This window comes from Roseateles sp. (assembly GCF_036486225.1).
GTDB lineage: Bacteria > Pseudomonadota > Gammaproteobacteria > Burkholderiales > Burkholderiaceae_C > Roseateles.
Genome location: NZ_DASVNZ010000361.1, coordinates 1 through 17,036 on the forward strand (window position 1 = coordinate 1; position 17,036 = coordinate 17,036).

Below are 17,036 nucleotides of genomic sequence, written 5' to 3' on the forward strand. Positions count from 1 at the left end.
TATGGCCGCATCATTCCGCGCGAGGAGCTCTCCGGCTTCGCCGCATGGAATCCGGGCGCGCTCGATGGCGGCGCGGCACCTCGCCGCCCGGCCGTCACCGCGCCAGCCCCGGTTGAACCGCCGCCCCCGCCCCCGCCGCCCGGTCCCAGCGTCGAGGAGCTGATGCACCAGGCCCGGCAGGCCGGTTACCAGGACGGCTACCGCGACGGCATGGCCGCGCTGGACGCCTTCAAGCAGAGCTTCGCCAAGCAGATCAGCGCCCAGGTGGGCCAGTTGGTCTCGAGCTTCGACCAGGACCTGTCAGCGATGGAACAGGACATGGCCGACGCGCTCGCGCGCACCGCAGTCGAGCTGGCCCGCCAGGTCGTCCGCAACGAACTGGAGACGGCGCCGGAACTCGTCTCCAAGGTCGCGCATGACGCCGTCGAGGCGTTGCTGATCAACGCCCGCCACGTCCGCGTGCGCGTGCATCCCGACGACCTGCCGCTGGTGCTGGAAGGCGCCGGCCAGGAGCTGCGCGCCCGCGAGGCCCAGGTCATTCCCGATCCCTCGATCGCCCGCGGCGGTGTCAAGGTCGACGCCGACATCTGCAGCGTCGACGCCTCGTTGCCAGCACGCTGGCAATCGGCCGTCGGCGCGCTGGGGCAGACCTCCGTCTGGGAGAACCGCCGCAGCGCCGCCGACGAACAACGCGACGCGCGGCTGGACTTCCGTCTCGAGCCCACCCCGAGCCAGTACGGCGGGCTGCCGCATGGCGCCAATCAAGGCGCCCACGAGGACCGCGACTCATGAGCGCCCGCACCGACCGCTGGCGCCAGTACTTCGACGACCTGCAGGCCTTCGCCGGCAACGCGCCGCCGATCGAGCCGCAGGGCAAGCTGGTGCGCGTCGCTGGCCTGGTGCTGGAAGCCACCGGCGTGAAGGTGCCGGTCGGGTCGGTCTGCGAGATCCACATGCCCTCGAGCGCCTCGTCGCCGCGGCGCGGCCAGCGTCCGGTCACGGCGGAAGTGGTCGGTTTCTCCGGCGACCGCGCCTACCTGATGCCGACCGATGAGATCCAGGGCCTGGCCAGCGGCGCGATGGTCCTCCCCCGCCCCGCCGCGTTGCATGGTCCCGTGCTCGGCGAGGAACGCCATCCCTGGCGCCGCGACGAGGACCGTGGCCTGCATCTGCCCATGGGCGACGGGCTGCTGGGCCGCGTCGTCGACCCGCAAGGCCATCCGATCGATCGCCGCGGCCCGCTGGCCGACATCCGCGACGAACCCATGGTCCGCCGCCCGATCAACGCGATGGACCGCGACCCGGTCCGCCGCCCGCTGGACACCGGCGTGCGCGCCATCAATTCGCTGCTGACCGTCGGCCGCGGCCAGCGCCTGGGCCTGTTCGCCGGCACCGGCGTCGGCAAGTCGGTGCTGCTGGGCATGATGGCCCGCTACACGCAGGCGGACGTCATCGTCGTCGGCCTGATCGGCGAACGCGGCCGCGAAGTGAAGGAATTCATCGAGGACATCCTCGGCGAGGAAGGCCTGCGCCGCAGCGTCGTCGTCGCCGCGCCGGCCGACGCGCCGCCGCTGCTGCGCATGCAGGGCGCGACCTATGCCACCGCGATCGCCGAGCACTTCCGCGACCGCGGCCAGCATGTACTGCTGCTGATGGATTCGCTCACCCGCTACGCCATGGCGCAGCGCGAGATCGCCCTCGCGATCGGCGAACCGCCGGCGACCAAAGGCTATCCGCCTTCCTGCTTCGCGAAGCTTCCGCAACTGGTGGAACGCAGCGGCAACGGCCTGGCCGGTGAAGGCTCGATCACCGCCTTCTACACCGTGCTGTCCGAGGGCGACGACCAGCAGGACCCGATCGCCGATGCCGCCCGAGGCATCCTGGACGGCCACATCGTGCTCAGCCGCGAGTTGGCGGAGAGTGGGCACTACCCTGCGATCGACGTGGAACGGTCCATCTCGCGCGTCATGACCAGCGTGGCCGACAAGCGCCACATCGAACTGGCGCGCCGCTTCCGGCAGCTCCTCGCGAAGTACAACAAGGCGCGCGACTTGATCCAGCTGGGCGCCTATCAGCCCGGCCACGATCCCGAGTTGGACATGGCGGTCCGCCTGCACGGCGACATGGACCGATTGCTCCAACAAGACATGCATTCCCCCGCTTCTTTGAACGATTGCCTCAATCAGTTGACCGCCACACTTAACTTTGCGTGATAGCTGCCGACATCCGTAAAGCGAGGTCATCGACATGAGTAGTTCCAATCTGCAGGCCCTGACCGTTCTCCTCGAACGCGCGGAGGCCGAGCGCGATGAAGCGCTGCGTCATCTGCAGGAGGCGCAGTCGCGTGCGAACGCGGCGCGCAACCAGCATGACCAGTTGTCGCAGTACCGCACGGACTACCGCACCCGCTGGTCGCAGGAATTCGCCCAACGGACGACCGTGCAACTGCTGGGCTGCTATCAGAACTTCGGCCAGCGACTGGACCAGGCCATCGGTCAGCAAGGCGGCATCGCCGACTACGCCGACCAGCGCCTGTCCGCCGCCCGCGACCTGGTGCGCGAACGCGAACTGCGCGTCGCCTCGGTCCGCAAGCTGATCGAGCGCCGCCGCGCCGAGACGCTGCGCAGCCAGATGCGCCAGGAACAGCGCGCCACCGATGAACAGGCCGCCCGCGCCGCTTCGCGCGGCGGCAACCCGATGTCCCGGCTGGTCGCCTGATCGCGGCCCGGTCCACCCGGAACCTCCCTCGCCATGACGCAGATCCAGAACATGAATCCGATGCCGGGCGCCCTTGGCGGCCTCGGCGCGAACAACCCCGCCTACGCCGGCCGCAAGGACGGCGCGTCGACGGACTTCTCCCGTTTGCTGAACCAGAGCAACCAGCAGTTGCAGGATCAGTCGGCGCAGTCGGCCAAGACGGCCATGGCGAAGCTGCAATCGCAGCAGCTGGCGAGCCAGCAGATGCAATCCCAGCAGCAGTCCCGGCAGTTGGAGGCCCAGCAGCAGGCGCAGCGCCAGGAGTCGGCACAGCCGCCCAAGCCCGCGTCGCCGCCTCCGCGCTCGCCCGAGAACACGGCGTCGAAGGACGAGAACAAGCTCGCCGCGCGCAATGCCGCCGCCCGCAACAGCGCGAACAAGACCGAAGACGCCAAGACCCCGACCCGCACCACGAAGTCGGATCCGACCACTGCCGGAGAAGCGACGGACGCGGCTGACGCCGCCGACGCGACCGATCCGGCGGACACCGCCCGGGCCGACGCCGCGAGCGGGAAAGATGCCGAGCGCGTCGTGGCCAAGGATGACGAAGGCAAGGACAAGAAGGCCGCCAAGGACGCGAAGGACACCGGCGCGACCGCTGCCGAGCAGATCCTGGCGATGCTGCGCGGCGACGCGCCCGCCGAGACCAAGGCCCAGCCGCGTGCCGGCACGGCCGAGGGCGACGAGGCGGGCACCGAAGCCCTGCCCGGCGGCACGCACGCCCATGGCAAGCAACCGACCACAGGCGACGCCCTGCGCGAGCGCCAGCAGCTTCAGCGCGAACTGAGCCAGGCCGCCGCAGGCACCGCCGGCGCGACCGAAGGCGCGGATAAGACCGCCCAGACCGACGCGCTGCAAGCCACCTCCAGTGGCGCGCATGAGATCGCCATGGGCGACGCCGCCAAGGGCCCGCAGCCGAGCTTCGAGGCGCTGCTTGCCGCGGCGCAGCAGACCGGACCGGCGTCCAGCACTTCCGGCGCTGACGCGACGTCCGCGACGCAAGCGCCCAGCGTCCCGCTCAGCCACCCGCTCGACAGCCCCGACTTCGCGCCGGAACTGTCCGCCAGCGTCAGCCTCCTGATCCAGGACGGCGTGCACGAGGCGCAGCTCCAGCTCAACCCGACCGAGATGGGGCCGGTGTCGATCAACATCCAGTTGGACGGCCAGCAGGCGCAAGTGAACTTCCACGCCCAGCACGCCGCGACCCGGGAGGTGCTGGAACGCAGTCTGCCGGATCTGGCGGCCGCGCTGCAGGCGCAGGGCTTGACCCTGAGCGGCGGCGGGGTGTTCGCCCAGTCGCAGTCCAGCGGCGGCCAGAATCGTGGCGACGGTTCCGCCGACGGCACGCCCAACGGCAACGGCAACGGCCGTCGGGGCGGGCGCGGACAGGGCTCGGACGACGACGGCGCCATCGCGGCCGCCGGGCGGTCGGAGCGCCGCTCCGCACCGCGCGGTCTGGTCGATCTGTACGCCTGAAGATCCCCGAGTCTGACCGGAATCCGCCGCCTTTTCGCGCGTTGAGCGCTGTGGCGGCGCTTCACAATGGGAGACATTGCCGGGTCATCCGATCCGGCTCCCCGCCAACGTCCCTCTTTTCATCACCGGAGCGCCCATGGCCACAGCCGCCGCAGGCAACGACGCCGCCGTCAAGGGTGGCGGCAAGAAGAAACTGATCATCATCGTCGCCATCGTCCTGGTGGTGGTGCTGGTGGGCGTCGCCGCGTTGCTGATGATGAAGAAGAAGTCGCATGCCGACGACGAGGAAGGCGGTGCCGCCGAGGAGAAGCCCGCGGCCGCCGCGCACGCGAAGCCGGGCACGCCGCCGACCTTCGTTCCGCTGGATCCGTTCACCGTGAACCTGGCCGACAAGGAAGTCGACCGCTTCGCGCAGGTCGGCATCACGCTGGAAGTCGCCGATGCGCATTTCGCCGACCAGCTCAAGGCCTACATGCCGGCGATCCGCAACAACGTGCTGCTGGTGCTGTCGCACAAGACCTCGGCCGAGCTGCTGAGCGCCGAAGGCAAGGAAAAGCTGGCCAAGGAAATCCGTCGCGAGGCCGTGCGCCCGATGGGCATCGAGCTCGACGACGAGGATGAGGACGAGGACGCCGCGCCCAAGAAGAAAAAGAAGAAGAAGCGCCAGGTCGAAAGCCCGGTGACGCAGGTCCTGTTCTCCACTTTCATCGTGCAGTGACGGGCCGCACAGCAAGGAGCGCGCGATGAATCAGCAGATCCTTTCCCAAGACGAAGTCGATGCCCTGCTGCAAGGCATCACCGGCGAGAGCCAGAAGCTCGAGGCAGAAGAGGTCCAGACCGGCGGCATCCGCGAGTACAACCTCGCCAGCCAGGAACGGATCGTCCGTGGGCGCATGCCCACGATGGAGATCATCAACGAACGCTTCGCGCGCAACATCCGCATCGGGCTGTTCAACTTCATCCGCAAGAGCCCGGAAGTCGCCATCGGCGGCATCAAGGTGCAGAAGTACAGCGCCTTCCTGCGCGAGATCGTGGTCCCGACCAACTTCAACATCGTGTCGGTGAAGCCGCTGCGCGGCAGCGGCCTGATCGTCTGCGACCCGACGCTGGTGTTCGCGGTGATCGACTCGCTGTTCGGCGGCATCGGCAAGTTCCACACCCGCATCGAGGGCCGGGACTTCTCCGCCACCGAGCAGCGCGTGATCCTGCGCCTGGTCGAAGTGATCATCCAGGAGTACACCAAGGCGTGGAAGGGCATCTATCCGCTGGAGCTGGAATACCAGCGCTCGGAGATGCAGCCGCAGTTCGCCAACATCGCCACGCCCAGCGAGATCATCGTGTCCACGTCGTTCACGCTGGAAATCGGCGAGACCAGCGGCACGGTGTACTTCTGCATCCCGTATTCGACGCTGGAGCCGATCCGCGATGTGCTGTACAGCACCACGCAGGGCGACTCGAGCGAACCCGACCGCCGCTGGGTCAACCTGCTCAAGCACCAGATCCAGTCGGCCGAGGTCGAACTGGTGGCGGAACTGGCCAAGGCCCCCGCGACCGTCGAACAGCTGCTGGCCTTCAAGCCGGGCGACTTCATCGAGCTGGACCTGGAGCAGATCATCCAGGCGAAGGTGGACGGCGTGCCGGTGTTCGACTGCCATTACGGCACCTCGAACGGCAAGTATTCGATCAAGATTGAAAAGATGCTGACCGGCCCGGATGCCGGCTGGCTGGGAGCCCGCAATGGCTGACAACACCCCGATGGACGAACAGGACGCGATGGCCGCCGAATGGGCGGCGGCGCTGGCGGAAGCCGGCGGCGGCGGCAGCGAGGTCGCGGCCGAAGTGCAGCAGGTGACCGAGCAGGTCGCGCCGGCGGCCTTCACCAACTTCTCGCCGACGCCGGGCAACCTGCCCGGCAGCGACATCAATATGATCCTGGACATCCCCGTCCAGCTCACGGTTGAACTCGGTCGCACGCGCATTCCGATCAAGAACATCCTGCAATTGGCGCAGGGCTCCGTGGTCGAACTCGACGCGCTGGCCGGCGAGCCGATGGACGTGCTGGTCAACGGCTACCTGATCGCCCAGGGCGAGGTCGTGGTCGTGAACGACAAGTTCGGTATCCGCCTCACCGACATCGTGACCCCGTCCGAACGGATGCGGCGCCTGAGCAAGGCATAACCTGACCCCTGATCAGCCCCACCCCGGTGGGGCTGACGCGTTTCAGGGACGCATAATTCGTCGCCATGAACAACAGCCTCGTCCCCCTGCTCTGGTTCCTGGCCATCCTGGCCCTGATTCCAGTCGTGCTGTGGCTCCTCAAACGCACGCCCTTGGGCGGCGGCGCGATGGGCGGACAGCTGCGCACCGTCGCGCAACTGGTGATCGCGCCCAGCCAGCGCATCGTGATCGTCGAGGTCGGCCAGGACGAGGACCGCCAATGGCTGGTGCTCGGCATCACCGGCCAGCAGATCCGCACGCTGCACGTGCTGCCGCCGCAGGCCGACGCCGGCGCGGCGCTGCAGGCGGCGCAACCGTCGTTCTCCTCGCTGCTCAAGCGCAGCCTGGGCAGCAGGCACGCCGATGGCCCCGGTTCCAGCACCTCGGCCTGATCGGAAACGGCGCATGACCGCTTCGACCTCCCACGCCTCCGCCTTGCACGAGCCCCGTCGCCGACGGCTGTCGCAGCGCGCGCTGGGCATCGCCGGCGTGCTCGTGCTCGGCGGCTTCGGCGCCGCGGCCTGGGCCCAGCAAGGCGGCGCGCCCGCCAGCGTGCCGCTGATCATCGGCCAGGGCGCCGGCGGCAACAGCTACTCGGTGCCGATCCAGACGCTGCTGTTCTTCACCGCGCTGGGCTTCCTGCCGGCGGTGCTGCTGATGATGACCGGCTTCACCCGGATCGTGATCGTGCTGTCGCTGCTGCGCCAGGCGCTGGGCACGCAGGCGGCGCCGCCCAACCAGGTGATCGTCGGGCTGTCGCTGTTCCTGACCTTCTTCGTGATGAGCCCGACGCTGGACCGCGTCTACGCCGAGGCCTACCAGCCCTACCAGTCCGGACAGATCGGCTTCGAGGTCGCCCTGGAGCGCGCACAGGTGCCGATGCGTGCCTTCATGCTCAAGCAGACGCGCCAGTCGGACGTCGCGCTGTTCGCCAAGCTCGCCAAGCTCGAACCCAACGTCACGCCGGAGGCCGTGCCCTTCCGCGTGCTGGTGCCCGCCTTCGTGACCAGCGAGCTCAAGTCCGCATTCCAGATCGCGTTCCTGATCTTCATCCCGTTCCTGGTGATCGACATGATCGTCTCCAGCGTGCTGATGAGCCTGGGGATGATGATGCTGTCGCCGGTGCTGGTGTCGCTGCCGTTCAAGCTGATGCTGTTCGTGCTGGCGGACGGCTGGAACCTGCTGCTGGGATCGCTCGCGGCGTCGTTCGCGCAGTAGCGGCGCGCGCGTTCCGAAGCGACTCGACATAGCGACTCCAAGGACAAGCTCATGGATGCACAACAGGTCTTCTCGGTCGGCCAGCAAGGGCTGTACGTGCTGCTGATGGTCGCGGCGCCCATCCTGCTGACGGTGCTCGCCGTCGGCGTGCTGGTGTCGGTGTTCCAGGCGGCGACGCAGATCAACGAATCGACGCTGTCGTTCGTCCCCAAGATCGTCGCCGCGGTGCTGGTGCTGGCGGTCGCCGGCCCCTGGATGATCACGACGCTGGTCGAATACATCCAGCGCACGCTGCAGAGCATCCCGCAGGCGCTGGGTTGAGGCGGCGCGGCCCTCGATCCCGATGATCTCCTTCAGCGAAGCGCAACTGCTCGCCTGGATCAGTCCGATCCTATGGCCGTTCATCCGCACGCTGGCGCTGTTCGCCGGGATGCCGGTCTTCAGCCAGCGCCAGGTGCCGGCACGCGTGCGCATCGGGCTGGCGCTGTTCATCTCGGTGGCGGCGCAGCCGTCGCTGCCGGCCATGCCGGTGATTCCGCTCGACTCGCTGCCCCAGCTCCTGGCGGTGACGGGACAGCAATTGCTGATCGGCTTGTCGATGGGCTTCGCGGTGCGGGTCGTGTTCGCGGCGTTGGAATTCGCCGGTGAGCTGATCGGCCTGCAGATGGGGCTGAACTTCGCCGGCTTCTTCGACCCGTCCACCGGCTCGCAAGGCACCTCGACGTCGCGCTTCCTGGGCTCGATGGTCGCCTTCCTGTTCGTCGCCATCAACGGGCACCTGATGCTGATCAACTCGCTGGTCGAAAGCTTCCAGGCCTTCCCGATCGGCGAGGAGCCCTTCCGCTTCCTGCGCATCGCGCAGCCTCAGGTCTGGGGCGCGGAGATCTTCCGCATGGGCCTGTGGATCGCGCTGCCGCTGATCACGATGCTGATGTTCGTGAACCTCGTGCTCGGGATCATTTCGCGCGTCGCGCCGCAGCTGAACGTGTTCTCGGTGGGCTTCCCGTTGACGGTCAGCATCGGCCTGGTCGGCCTGGTCGCGACGCTGCCGCTGATGCATCAGCCCTTCATGATCGCGCTGGAGCGGATGCTGGCGGCGTTCAACTGAGCAGCGCGGAACACGCGCCCACGCGCCGGCCGATGCTTCCCAGCATCGGCCGGTTTGTCATTTCAGAGCTCGCGCAGCGCCGTGGTGACCGGCAGGCTCGCCGCCCGCACGGCGGGGAACAGACCGCCGATGAAGCCGATGGCCAGGGCCCATTTCAGGCCTTCCCACAGCAGTTGTCCCGAGACCTTCAGCTCGAAGCTGAGCTTGCCCACGGACCCGGCCGCCATCGTCGACGCCGCGTGCCCGTTGAAGATCAGGTAGGCGATCCCGCCGCCGATGATGCCGCCGACCGCCGCCAGCAGCATCGTCTCCAGCATCACCGCCACCACCACGGGCAGTCCCGGGAAACCGATCGCGCGCAGCGTGGCGATCTCTCGGGCCCGCGTCGCGACCGCAGCGAACATGGTGTTCAGCGCGCCGAACACTGCGCCCACCGCCATGATCGATCCGACCACGATCCCGATGATCCGCAGGATCTTGGTCATCTGCTCCGACTGCTTGGCGAAGAACGCCAGCGTGGTCGTCGCATCGACCTTCAACTGCGGATTGGCTTCCAGCGCCGCCTTGAACTCCTTGAAGGCCTTCGCATCGGTCAGCTTCACCGTCACCGAATTGCGGCTCGCGCCGCGCCGGTAGGTCTCGGCGACGACCGGCGCATCGGCCCACAGCTCCGATTCCATCGAGTCGCCCGACGCGAACACCCCCGCCACCGTCCACATCTGGCTGCCCAGGCGGATCTGCTTGCCGGGCTCCAGGCCCTCGAACTGACGCGCCGCGCCCTGACCGACGATCAGCTCCTTGAGCCCCGGCTGGAACTTGCGGCCGGCGACGATCTTGACCTGCGGCCGCACCGCGAAGGCCTCATCGCCGACACCGCGCATCTGGACGCTGCCCTCCTCATCGGTCTTCGTGCCCTTGACCGGCAGATTGGCCGCGACCACCGTCTCCGCCGACAGAAGCGGCTCGCCCTTGGCCGACTTCGCCACGCCCGGCGCCTGACCGATCTGCGTGATGTCGTCACGTGTCATGACCGACGCCACCTCCGCCGCGGAGGCGCCGCGCAGCACGATGGCCGTGTCCTCGCTGCCTGACTTGCGCAAGGTCTCCGAATAGCCCTCGGCCATCGCCAGCAGCGCCACCAGCACACCGACCACACCCGCGATGCCCACGACGATCACCGCCGACGAGCCGATCCGCTGCGGCAGCGTGCTCACGCCGACGCCGGTCACCGAGCGCGCCTGCGCGCCGCGCCTCGTCAAGAACAGCCACAGCACCAGCAGCGCCGCCAGGCCGAGCGCGCCGACCCACGGCAGCATCACCCACGCCACCAGCACGAGCACCAGCAGCAGCAGCAACCCCAGGTTCTTCAGGAACTTCATGATCAGGCCCTCCCCGCCAGTGCATCGGTGATGTTGAGCCGCATCGCGTTGAGCGCCGGCAGCGCGCCGACGATCACGCCGAACAGCACCATCAGGCCGACGCCGGTGGCCCAGCTGTTCAAACCGGCCGCCGGCAGGTTCAGCGTGCCGCCGCTGCCCGCGCTGACCGCCGGCCCGATGACGCTCGCCAGCCCCAGTCCGATCACGCCGCCGATCACCAGCAGCAGCACGGACTCCGCCAGCACCATCGCCAGCACGCTGTGGCCGGAGAAGCCGATCGTCTTCAGCACGGCGATCTCGCTGGTGCGCTCGCGCACCGCCTGCATCATCGTGTTGCCCGACAGCAGCAGCAGCGTGAAGAACACCGCGCCCATGATCGAACTGACGATCAGTCCGATGTCCGCCACCTGCTTCATCCACGAGGCCATCGCCGCCTGCTCGGTCTGGGTGCGGGTCTCATGGTCCGAGTTGGCCGAGATCGCGTCGATCGCCTTGGCCACGCGGTCGGCCTGGTTCGCGTCCGCCACGCGCGTCACGTACCAGCCGACCTGACCCTGGTTGTAGGGCGTCGTGTCGTCGAAGTACTTCCAGTTCAGCAGGAACATCTGGTCGTACCAGCCGCCGGACTTCTTGTCCGCGGCGTGGATCAGGCCGACGATCTCGAACTGCCAGTTCTTGCTGCCGCTGCGATCCGGGAAGATCGTCGACTGCAGCGGGATCTTGTCCCCGACCTTCCAGTTGAAGCGCTTGGCCAGGCCTTCGCCGACCAGCGCGCCGATGCGCGTTGTCGCAAAGGCCTGTCTGGCCTGGTCGGTGACCACCATCTCCGGATACATGTCGAGGTAGTTCGGCGCGACGGCGAAGCTGAAGACCTGGTTGTGCGGATCCTGGTAGGCACCGCCGAACCAGTTCGCGAAGGTCACCAGCTTGACGCCGTCCACCGACTGGATGCGCTGCGTCAGCGCCATCGGCAAGGTCTGGATGAAGGACAGGCGCGAGCCCGTCTGCAATCGCGAGGCGCCGTTGGCCGACTGGCCGGCCTGGTCGAAGGAGGTGCGGACCGCGTCCAGCAGCCCGAACAGCAGGAACGCGGTGATGATGGACACCAGCGTCAGCACCGTCCGGAGCTTGCGCCGGAACAGCGCCGCCCAGATGAGGTGAAGGTATTTCATGGCGAGCCCTTTCTAACGGGACTGGACCTGGACGCCTCGGCGTCAGGCGGCCGCGGTCACGGTCTGCTCGACCAGCGTGCCCTTGTCCAGGTGCAGCGTCTGGCGGGCGCGCTCGGCGGCCTTCGGATCGTGCGTGACCATCACGATGGTCTTGCCGTGGTCCCGGTTGAGCGCCTGCAGCAGGGCCAGCACATCCTCGGCCGATTGACGGTCCAGGTCGCCGGTGGGCTCGTCGCAGACCAGCAGGGTCGGGTCGGACACGATCGCCCGCGCGATGGACACGCGCTGCTGCTGCCCGCCGGAGAGCTCGGTCGGCTTGTGGCTGGCACGGTCCGACAGCCCCACCAGCTGCAGCGCGATCGCGGCGCGCTTCTTGCGCTCCGCCGCGGACAGCTTGGTCAGCAGCAGCGGCAGTTCCACGTTGCGCTGCGCCGAGAGCGTCGGCATCAGGTTGTAGAACTGGAACACGAAGCCCACCCGGGCCGCGCGCCATTTCGCCAGCGCGGCGGAACTGAGCTGGTCGATGCGCTCGCCGCCGATGGCGATGCTGCCGCCGCTGGGCTGGTCCAATCCGCCGATCAGGTTCAGCAGCGTCGTCTTGCCGGAGCCCGACGGGCCCATCAGCGCCAGGAACTCGCCCTGCCGCACATCCAGGTCGATGTGGTGCAGCACCTCCACCTTCTGCTTGCCGCGGGTGTAGACCTTGGACAGGTCACGGATCTCGATCAGATTGCTCACGGTGACTCCTCGCATCAACGGTTCATTCACGGGCGCGGGGCTCGCAGCCCCTGGCGCTCACTCGCCGGCCTTCAGCTTGATCTGGCCGCCGTCCACCAACTGTTCCGGCGGATTCAGGACGATGGGCTCGCCGGCCTTGAGGCCGTCCAGCACCACCGCCTGATCGCCCACCGGCGTCCCCTGCTTCACCTTGCGTGCCGCGGCGTTCTGGCCGACGACGACGAAGACCACCGCCGCGCCGTCCCGGGACGTGACGGCGGATTTCGGCACCAGCACGCCCGGCGGCGGCGCGGTCTTCGCATCCGCCTTGGCGGCCAGGAAGGACACCCGCACACCCATGTCGGGCACGACACGCTGGTCCTTCTGCTCCAGCGCCACGCGCACCTTGACCGTCGCCTTGCCGCGATCGGCCGCCGGCACCACCGCGATCACATGCGCGGGAATGCGCCAGTCGGGGTAGGCATCCAGCACCGCTTCGGCGGGCATGTCGCCCTTGACCTGGCCGATATAGGCCTCGTTCACGTCGACGTCCACTTCCAGCGATTCCATGTCGACGATGGTGCCGACACCGGTACGTGTGAAGCCGCCGCCCGCGGACAGCGGAGAGACGATCTCGCCGACCTGGGCCGCCTTGGCGGTGATGACGCCGGCAAACGGCGCCTTGACGACCGTGTAGTCGAAGTTGACCTGCGCCTGCCTGGCCTGCGCCATCACGGCATCAGCCTCACGCCGACGCGCTTCCAGCTGGGCGGCCGTGGCCGTCACGGCGGTACGCGCCTGCTCCGCGGCCTGTTTCGTCGACATGCCGCTCGCGGCCAGTTCATCCTGCCGCTTCAGGTCGGACTGGGATTGCGCCAGTTGGGCGCGCGTGGCGTCGATGTTGGCCTGCGCGCTCTTGACGTTGGCATGCGCCATGTCGAGCGCCGCGCGCAGGGCGTGATCCTCGAGCCTTGCCAGGATCTGACCCTTGGCGATCCGGTCGCCCTCCTCGAAGAGCACCTCGGTCAGGGTCCCCGTGATCTGCGTCGAGACCGTCGCCGAGCGGCGCGCCGTCACATATCCGGTGGCCTGCAGCACAGCGCCGCCGCCGGCGCCGCTGCGAGCCTGCGCATTGGTGGTCGCCACCTCCGGCACCTGCGACTGGGTCCACCACCACCAGCCGCCCCCGGCCAGCAGTCCGAGGACCACCAGCACGCCCACCAGCACCCAGACCCATGTCGGCGGTCCCCCGCCATGGTTGTCGCGCTCATTCCCCTGGATGCGCAGCTCTTTCAACAGTGCGGTATCGATGACGGCCCCCTGTGTGTCAGTACGGGGCGCATTCTCCGAGGCGCCCCCTCCTCGTCAATGCTGACTTGCGATGAATGGCGGCTGGCTGGCGTGAACGTCCCCGGATGACGACGAACGGAGACGGCGGATTTCGACTCGGACCTGGACTCAGCTCTCGACCAATCCGTTGCGGATGGCGTAGACGGTCAGTTCGGAGTTGTTGGACAAGGCCAGCTTCTCCAGCACCCGCGCCCGGTACACGCTCACCGTCTTCGGGCTGAGCATCAGCTCTTCGGCGATGTCCGACAGACGCTTGCCGGACGCGATCATCACCAAGGTCTGCAATTCGCGATCGGACAACTTCTGGTGCGCCTGCTCCGGCGCCGGCGCGGTCAGGCTCTCGACCAGCATCTGCGCAATCTCGGGGGTCACGTACTTGCGGCCCTGCGCCACCGTGCGCACCGCCTGCACCAGCAGCTGCGGATCGCCGCCCTTGTTCACGTAACCGAAAGCCCCGGCGCGCAGCGCGCGGATCGCGTACTGGTCCTCCGGGTACATCGACACGATCAGCACCCGCGTGGTCGTGCCTTCGTCCTTGAGCACGTGCAGCACGTCCAGTCCGCTGCGACCCGGCATGTTGATGTCGAGCACCAGCACGTCGCACTGCTTGTCGGCCGCCAGCGTGCGCATCAGGCTGCGCAGTTCGCCGTAGTCGCCCGCCTCGCCGACCACCTCGATGTCAGGCGCGTCGGACAGGGTGTCGCGGATCCCTCGGCGGATCAGCGCGTGGTCGTCGCAGAGGATGACTTTGATCATAGGGCGCCCCACGAAGAGGGGTCATGCCCAGCACCGGCCGGGATCGGGTCGCCGTCGTCGTCGACATCGAAGTCGCCGAACACGCCGCGCAACGGCACCGACAGGATCAACGCCGTGCCCTGCAGGCCGCTGCTGAGGTCGACCCAGCCACCCACCGTCGCTGCCCGCTCACGCAACCCGCGGATACCGAAGCTGCGCGCCTTGCTCAGATCGCCCGGCGCGACACCGTGACCGTTGTCCTTGATCTCCAGCGTCAGCACGCCGCCCTCCATGCTCAACTCCACATCGACCTTGGTCGCCCCGGCATGCTTGGACACATTGGTGAGCGCCTCCTGCGCGCAGCGGTAGGCCACCAGCGGCACGCCCGCCGGCAGTTGGAACTGCTCGCCGACATGCCTCACCGCGGTCGCGATGCCGGTCCGGCGTTCGAAGCGCGCGGCCAGCCACTGCACTGCTGCCAGCAATCCCTGTTCCAGGATGGCCGGCCGCAGGTTGTGCATGATGCGCTGGCTCGATTCGATGGCGCTGGTGACCGTCTCCAGCGCCGACTGCACACGCTGCTGGACATCCTCGTCCTTGCTGTGCCGGGCGATCCAGGCCAGGTCGAACTTCAGCGCCGTCAGCGACCCGCCGACGTCGTCATGGATCTCGCGGGCGATGGCCGCGCGTTCCATCTCGACACTGGTCTGCAGGTGCCCGGCCAGTTCGTGCAACTGCTGCTTGGACTTGAGCAGTTCACGGTCCGCCTCCTGCCGCGCCAGCTGGGCCTCGCAGGACTCGATCGCATGCAGCAGGGCCGGCGCCAGCCGCGCCAGGTTGTTCTTGAGCAGGTAGTCCGACGCCCCGGTGCGCATGGCGGCCACCGCCGTGTCCTCGCCGATCTCGCCCGATACCAGCACGAATGGCAGCACCAGTTGCCGCTGCTTGAGCATGTCCAGCACGACCAGGCCCGAAAACCCCGGCAGGTTGTAATCGGAAATCACCGCGTCCCAGGTCTGGTCGAGGGCTGCCTCGATATCGGGCAGCGTGTCCAGCCGCGTGATCTCGAATCGCAATCCGGCCCGTTGCAACTGGGCCAGGATCAGTTGGTGATCCAGGTCGGAATCCTCGATATGAAGCAGGCGCAGAGAGCGCTCGGCCAGGGGGAGAGTCGGCATGGCCGGGAGTATGCCAAGTTTGTCGCGCATCCCTCATCTATGCCACCAAGCCCCACGTTTTATTCATCTGGAAACCGTAGAGTCTTGGGTTTACCCTTATCGAGATTTGTCACGGTCCCGTCGATGAACTTCCGATCTGAGCTATTGGGATGACTTTGCACGGTTAGTCCCGTCGACAGATGCGTGGCAAAAGCCGAAGATTCTTGCCAGCCGACAAGTCCGGGCGCATGTTTGAGTTGGGCAGACATGAAGACGCACCAGGACACCCCTATGTGGAGCCAAGATGCAAATCGATGAGACGTCGGTCGAGCCGGAAGGCACAGGACTGATGCCGCTGCTCGCCGCTGCCGAGCTGCAGGACCATCTGATGACGGTCAACAACGATCTCGAGCGCCTGCAGCGCCTGCTCGACGACGCCTGCGAAGCGTTGTCGACGCATTTCTTCGGCGCGTCTGGCCTCGTGGACCAGATGCGCGAACGTCTGCCGGAGGCCAAGGACCAGGATGCGCTGCAGCAACTGATGCTGCATCTGGCCGGTGCGATCACCGCGCTGCAGTTCCAGGACATGTCGACGCAGTTGATCGCGCACACCAGCCAACGGCTGCGCAACTGCTCGGACCAGCTCGCCCGGGACACCTTCGGAGACGACGAGGACGGCCTGGCCGTCGTCGAGACCGCCCCGCTGCGACCCAATCCCGTCACGCAGGACGAGATGGACGCCGGTTCGGTCGAACTGTTCTGAATGTTCCTTCGATCCGTCCGTTAGGTCACGAAATCACCGGGCACCGTCACCAGACCGCCCTCAAGGTCCTCAAGAATCTTCAGGTCCACCCGAAAACCGCTTGTCATCCGGAGAACTCAAAATGCCCTCGATCCTCGCCGTAGACGATTCGGCCTCCATGCGCCAGATGGTCTCGTTCACCCTCAAGAATGCGGGTTTCAACGTCGTGGAGGCGGTGGACGGGCAAGATGCTTGGGAGAAGTCGTCCCAGCGCGATTTCGACCTGGTGCTGACCGACCAGAACATGCCCCGGATGGACGGCATCAGCCTGACCAAGAAGCTGCGCGACAACCCCAAGTTCAAGACGACGCCGATCCTGATCCTGACCACCGAGTCCAGCGATCAGATGAAGCAGGCGGGCCGCGCAGCGGGCGCCACCGGATGGCTCGTGAAGCCGTTCGACCCGGCCAAGCTGATCGAGGTGATCGGCAAGGTGATCCGCTGAAGGCAAGCTGGAGAGATTCATGGGAGATATGACCTCCGAGGGCGCAAACCTGGGCGCTGGCATCGACCTGAGCCAGTTCTACCAGGTCTTTTTCGAAGAAGCCGGTGAGAACCTCGACAACATGGAACAGCTGCTGCTGAACCTGGACATCGAGAATCCGGACGACGAGCAGATGAACGCCATCTTCCGCTGTGCCCACTCGATCAAGGGTGGCGCGGCGACGTTCGGCTTCAACGACGTGGCGGAACTGACGCATCAGATGGAGACGCTGCTGGACAAGCTGCGTCGTCATGAGCTGGCGCCGACCTCGCCGATGGTGGACGTGCTGCTGCAGTCCGGCGACGCGCTGAAAGCACAACTGGCCCGGCATCAGGGCTCGGGCGCCGACGCGGTGGACACCTCCGCCCTGCTGAGCAGCATCCGCACGCTGGTGGAAGGCGGCACGCTGGACGGCGTCCGCGCGCCTGCACCCGCCGCCGCCGCGCCGGCTCCCGCGCCGAAGG

Annotated in this window: 20 protein-coding genes; 14 read left to right on the forward strand and 6 right to left on the reverse strand. The window is 67.5% G+C overall.

Annotated features, from left to right (window positions below; all coding sequences use genetic code 11):
• The 11 genes from VF536_RS23705 to fliR form a co-directional block, all read left to right on the forward strand.
• The coding region (locus VF536_RS23705; protein ID WP_331617381.1) for a FliH/SctL family protein at window positions 1-792 on the forward strand (792 nt) is incomplete at its 5' end.
• A complete protein-coding gene (gene fliI / locus VF536_RS23710) occupies window positions 789-2,213 on the forward strand; it encodes a flagellar protein export ATPase FliI (protein WP_297532607.1) in 1,425 nt (474 codons plus the stop codon). The genes VF536_RS23705 and fliI, both read left to right, overlap by 4 nt.
• Window positions 2,214-2,247: 34 nt before the next feature.
• A complete protein-coding gene (gene fliJ / locus VF536_RS23715) occupies window positions 2,248-2,718 on the forward strand; it encodes a flagellar export protein FliJ (protein ID WP_331617382.1) in 471 nt (156 codons plus the stop codon).
• A gap of 33 nt (window positions 2,719-2,751) precedes the next feature.
• Window positions 2,752-4,233, forward strand: coding sequence for a flagellar hook-length control protein FliK (locus VF536_RS23720; protein WP_331617383.1), 1,482 nt, complete (start codon window positions 2,752-2,754; stop codon window positions 4,231-4,233).
• A 136-nt stretch (window positions 4,234-4,369) separates the two neighbouring features.
• Window positions 4,370-4,951, forward strand: coding sequence for a flagellar basal body-associated FliL family protein (locus VF536_RS23725; protein ID WP_331617384.1), 582 nt, complete (start codon window positions 4,370-4,372; stop codon window positions 4,949-4,951).
• Between the two features lie 25 nt (window positions 4,952-4,976).
• Window positions 4,977-5,978 (forward strand): flagellar motor switch protein FliM, encoded by a 1,002-nt coding sequence (gene fliM, locus VF536_RS23730; RefSeq protein ID WP_067276207.1) that lies wholly within the window; start codon window positions 4,977-4,979, stop codon window positions 5,976-5,978.
• Window positions 5,971-6,411 (forward strand): flagellar motor switch protein FliN, encoded by a 441-nt coding sequence (gene fliN, locus VF536_RS23735; protein ID WP_088403384.1) that lies wholly within the window; start codon window positions 5,971-5,973, stop codon window positions 6,409-6,411. Before fliM ends, fliN begins: the two co-directional genes overlap by 8 nt.
• 65 nt (window positions 6,412-6,476) lie before the next feature.
• The gene (locus VF536_RS23740; protein WP_331617387.1) at window positions 6,477-6,842 is read left to right on the forward strand and encodes a flagellar biosynthetic protein FliO; all 366 of its coding nucleotides are present in this window, start codon (window positions 6,477-6,479) and stop codon (window positions 6,840-6,842) included.
• A gap of 13 nt (window positions 6,843-6,855) precedes the next feature.
• A complete protein-coding gene (gene fliP, locus VF536_RS23745; protein WP_331617388.1) occupies window positions 6,856-7,668 on the forward strand; it encodes a flagellar type III secretion system pore protein FliP in 813 nt (270 codons plus the stop codon).
• A 51-nt stretch (window positions 7,669-7,719) separates the two neighbouring features.
• Entirely contained in the window at window positions 7,720-7,989 is a 270-nt protein-coding gene (fliQ, locus tag VF536_RS23750) for a flagellar biosynthesis protein FliQ (protein ID WP_088403381.1), read from the forward strand.
• A 22-nt stretch (window positions 7,990-8,011) separates the two neighbouring features.
• Window positions 8,012-8,776 (forward strand): flagellar biosynthetic protein FliR, encoded by a 765-nt coding sequence (gene fliR, locus VF536_RS23755; protein WP_331617389.1) that lies wholly within the window; start codon window positions 8,012-8,014, stop codon window positions 8,774-8,776.
• Between the two features lie 62 nt (window positions 8,777-8,838).
• Here the strand turns inward: fliR and VF536_RS23760 are convergent, their stop codons facing one another.
• The 6 genes from VF536_RS23760 to VF536_RS23785 all read right to left on the reverse strand — a co-directional run bounded on the left by VF536_RS23760 (window position 8,839) and on the right by VF536_RS23785 (window position 15,307).
• Complete coding sequence (locus VF536_RS23760; protein WP_331617390.1) at window positions 8,839-10,155, reverse strand: ABC transporter permease; 1,317 nt, start codon at window positions 10,153-10,155, stop codon at window positions 8,839-8,841.
• 2 nt (window positions 10,156-10,157) lie between these two features.
• A complete protein-coding gene (locus tag VF536_RS23765) occupies window positions 10,158-11,327 on the reverse strand; it encodes an ABC transporter permease (RefSeq protein WP_331617391.1) in 1,170 nt (389 codons plus the stop codon).
• 42 nt (window positions 11,328-11,369) lie between these two features.
• The gene (locus VF536_RS23770) at window positions 11,370-12,080 is read right to left on the reverse strand and encodes an ABC transporter ATP-binding protein (protein ID WP_331617392.1); all 711 of its coding nucleotides are present in this window, start codon (window positions 12,078-12,080) and stop codon (window positions 11,370-11,372) included.
• Window positions 12,081-12,122: 42 nt separating this feature from the next.
• Complete coding sequence (locus VF536_RS23775; protein ID WP_331617393.1) at window positions 12,123-13,340, reverse strand: efflux RND transporter periplasmic adaptor subunit; 1,218 nt, start codon at window positions 13,338-13,340, stop codon at window positions 12,123-12,125.
• Window positions 13,341-13,502: 162 nt separating this feature from the next.
• On the reverse strand, window positions 13,503-14,150 hold the full coding sequence (locus tag VF536_RS23780; protein ID WP_297531346.1) for a response regulator: 648 nt from the start codon (window positions 14,148-14,150) through the stop codon (window positions 13,503-13,505).
• Window positions 14,147-15,307 carry a hybrid sensor histidine kinase/response regulator gene (locus VF536_RS23785; protein ID WP_331617394.1) on the reverse strand — a complete coding sequence of 387 codons (1,161 nt, stop codon included), beginning with the start codon at window positions 15,305-15,307 and terminating at the stop codon, window positions 14,147-14,149. The genes VF536_RS23780 and VF536_RS23785 overlap by 4 nt, the downstream gene beginning before the upstream one ends.
• Before the next feature lie 283 nt (window positions 15,308-15,590).
• Between VF536_RS23785 and VF536_RS23790 the strand changes: the two genes are divergently transcribed.
• The 3 genes from VF536_RS23790 to VF536_RS23800 all read left to right on the forward strand — a co-directional run.
• Entirely contained in the window at window positions 15,591-16,049 is a 459-nt protein-coding gene (locus tag VF536_RS23790) for a hypothetical protein (RefSeq protein WP_331617395.1), read from the forward strand.
• A gap of 121 nt (window positions 16,050-16,170) precedes the next feature.
• Window positions 16,171-16,533: a response regulator gene (locus tag VF536_RS23795; protein WP_067068294.1), complete on the forward strand. Its 363-nt coding sequence runs from the start codon at window positions 16,171-16,173 to the stop codon at window positions 16,531-16,533.
• 19 nt (window positions 16,534-16,552) lie between these two features.
• A partial coding sequence (locus VF536_RS23800; protein ID WP_331617397.1) for an Hpt domain-containing protein occupies window positions 16,553-17,036 on the forward strand: 484 nt, incomplete at its 3' end.

Coding starts and splice junctions, on each gene's coding strand:
- fliI (WP_297532607.1), top strand. CDS start 789: ATGAGCGCCCGCACCGACCGCTGGCGCCAGTACTTCGACGACCTGCAG.
- fliJ (WP_331617382.1), top strand. CDS start 2,248: ATGAGTAGTTCCAATCTGCAGGCCCTGACCGTTCTCCTCGAACGCGCG.
- VF536_RS23720 (WP_331617383.1), top strand. CDS start 2,752: ATGACGCAGATCCAGAACATGAATCCGATGCCGGGCGCCCTTGGCGGC.
- VF536_RS23725 (WP_331617384.1), top strand. CDS start 4,370: ATGGCCACAGCCGCCGCAGGCAACGACGCCGCCGTCAAGGGTGGCGGC.
- fliM (WP_067276207.1), top strand. CDS start 4,977: ATGAATCAGCAGATCCTTTCCCAAGACGAAGTCGATGCCCTGCTGCAA.
- fliN (WP_088403384.1), top strand. CDS start 5,971: ATGGCTGACAACACCCCGATGGACGAACAGGACGCGATGGCCGCCGAA.
- VF536_RS23740 (WP_331617387.1), top strand. CDS start 6,477: ATGAACAACAGCCTCGTCCCCCTGCTCTGGTTCCTGGCCATCCTGGCC.
- fliP (WP_331617388.1), top strand. CDS start 6,856: ATGACCGCTTCGACCTCCCACGCCTCCGCCTTGCACGAGCCCCGTCGC.
- fliQ (WP_088403381.1), top strand. CDS start 7,720: ATGGATGCACAACAGGTCTTCTCGGTCGGCCAGCAAGGGCTGTACGTG.
- fliR (WP_331617389.1), top strand. CDS start 8,012: ATGATCTCCTTCAGCGAAGCGCAACTGCTCGCCTGGATCAGTCCGATC.
- VF536_RS23760 (WP_331617390.1), bottom strand. CDS start 10,155: ATGAAGTTCCTGAAGAACCTGGGGTTGCTGCTGCTGCTGGTGCTCGTG.
- VF536_RS23765 (WP_331617391.1), bottom strand. CDS start 11,327: ATGAAATACCTTCACCTCATCTGGGCGGCGCTGTTCCGGCGCAAGCTC.
- VF536_RS23770 (WP_331617392.1), bottom strand. CDS start 12,080: ATGCGAGGAGTCACCGTGAGCAATCTGATCGAGATCCGTGACCTGTCC.
- VF536_RS23780 (WP_297531346.1), bottom strand. CDS start 14,150: ATGATCAAAGTCATCCTCTGCGACGACCACGCGCTGATCCGCCGAGGG.
- VF536_RS23785 (WP_331617394.1), bottom strand. CDS start 15,307: ATGCCGACTCTCCCCCTGGCCGAGCGCTCTCTGCGCCTGCTTCATATC.
- VF536_RS23790 (WP_331617395.1), top strand. CDS start 15,591: ATGCAAATCGATGAGACGTCGGTCGAGCCGGAAGGCACAGGACTGATG.
- VF536_RS23795 (WP_067068294.1), top strand. CDS start 16,171: ATGCCCTCGATCCTCGCCGTAGACGATTCGGCCTCCATGCGCCAGATG.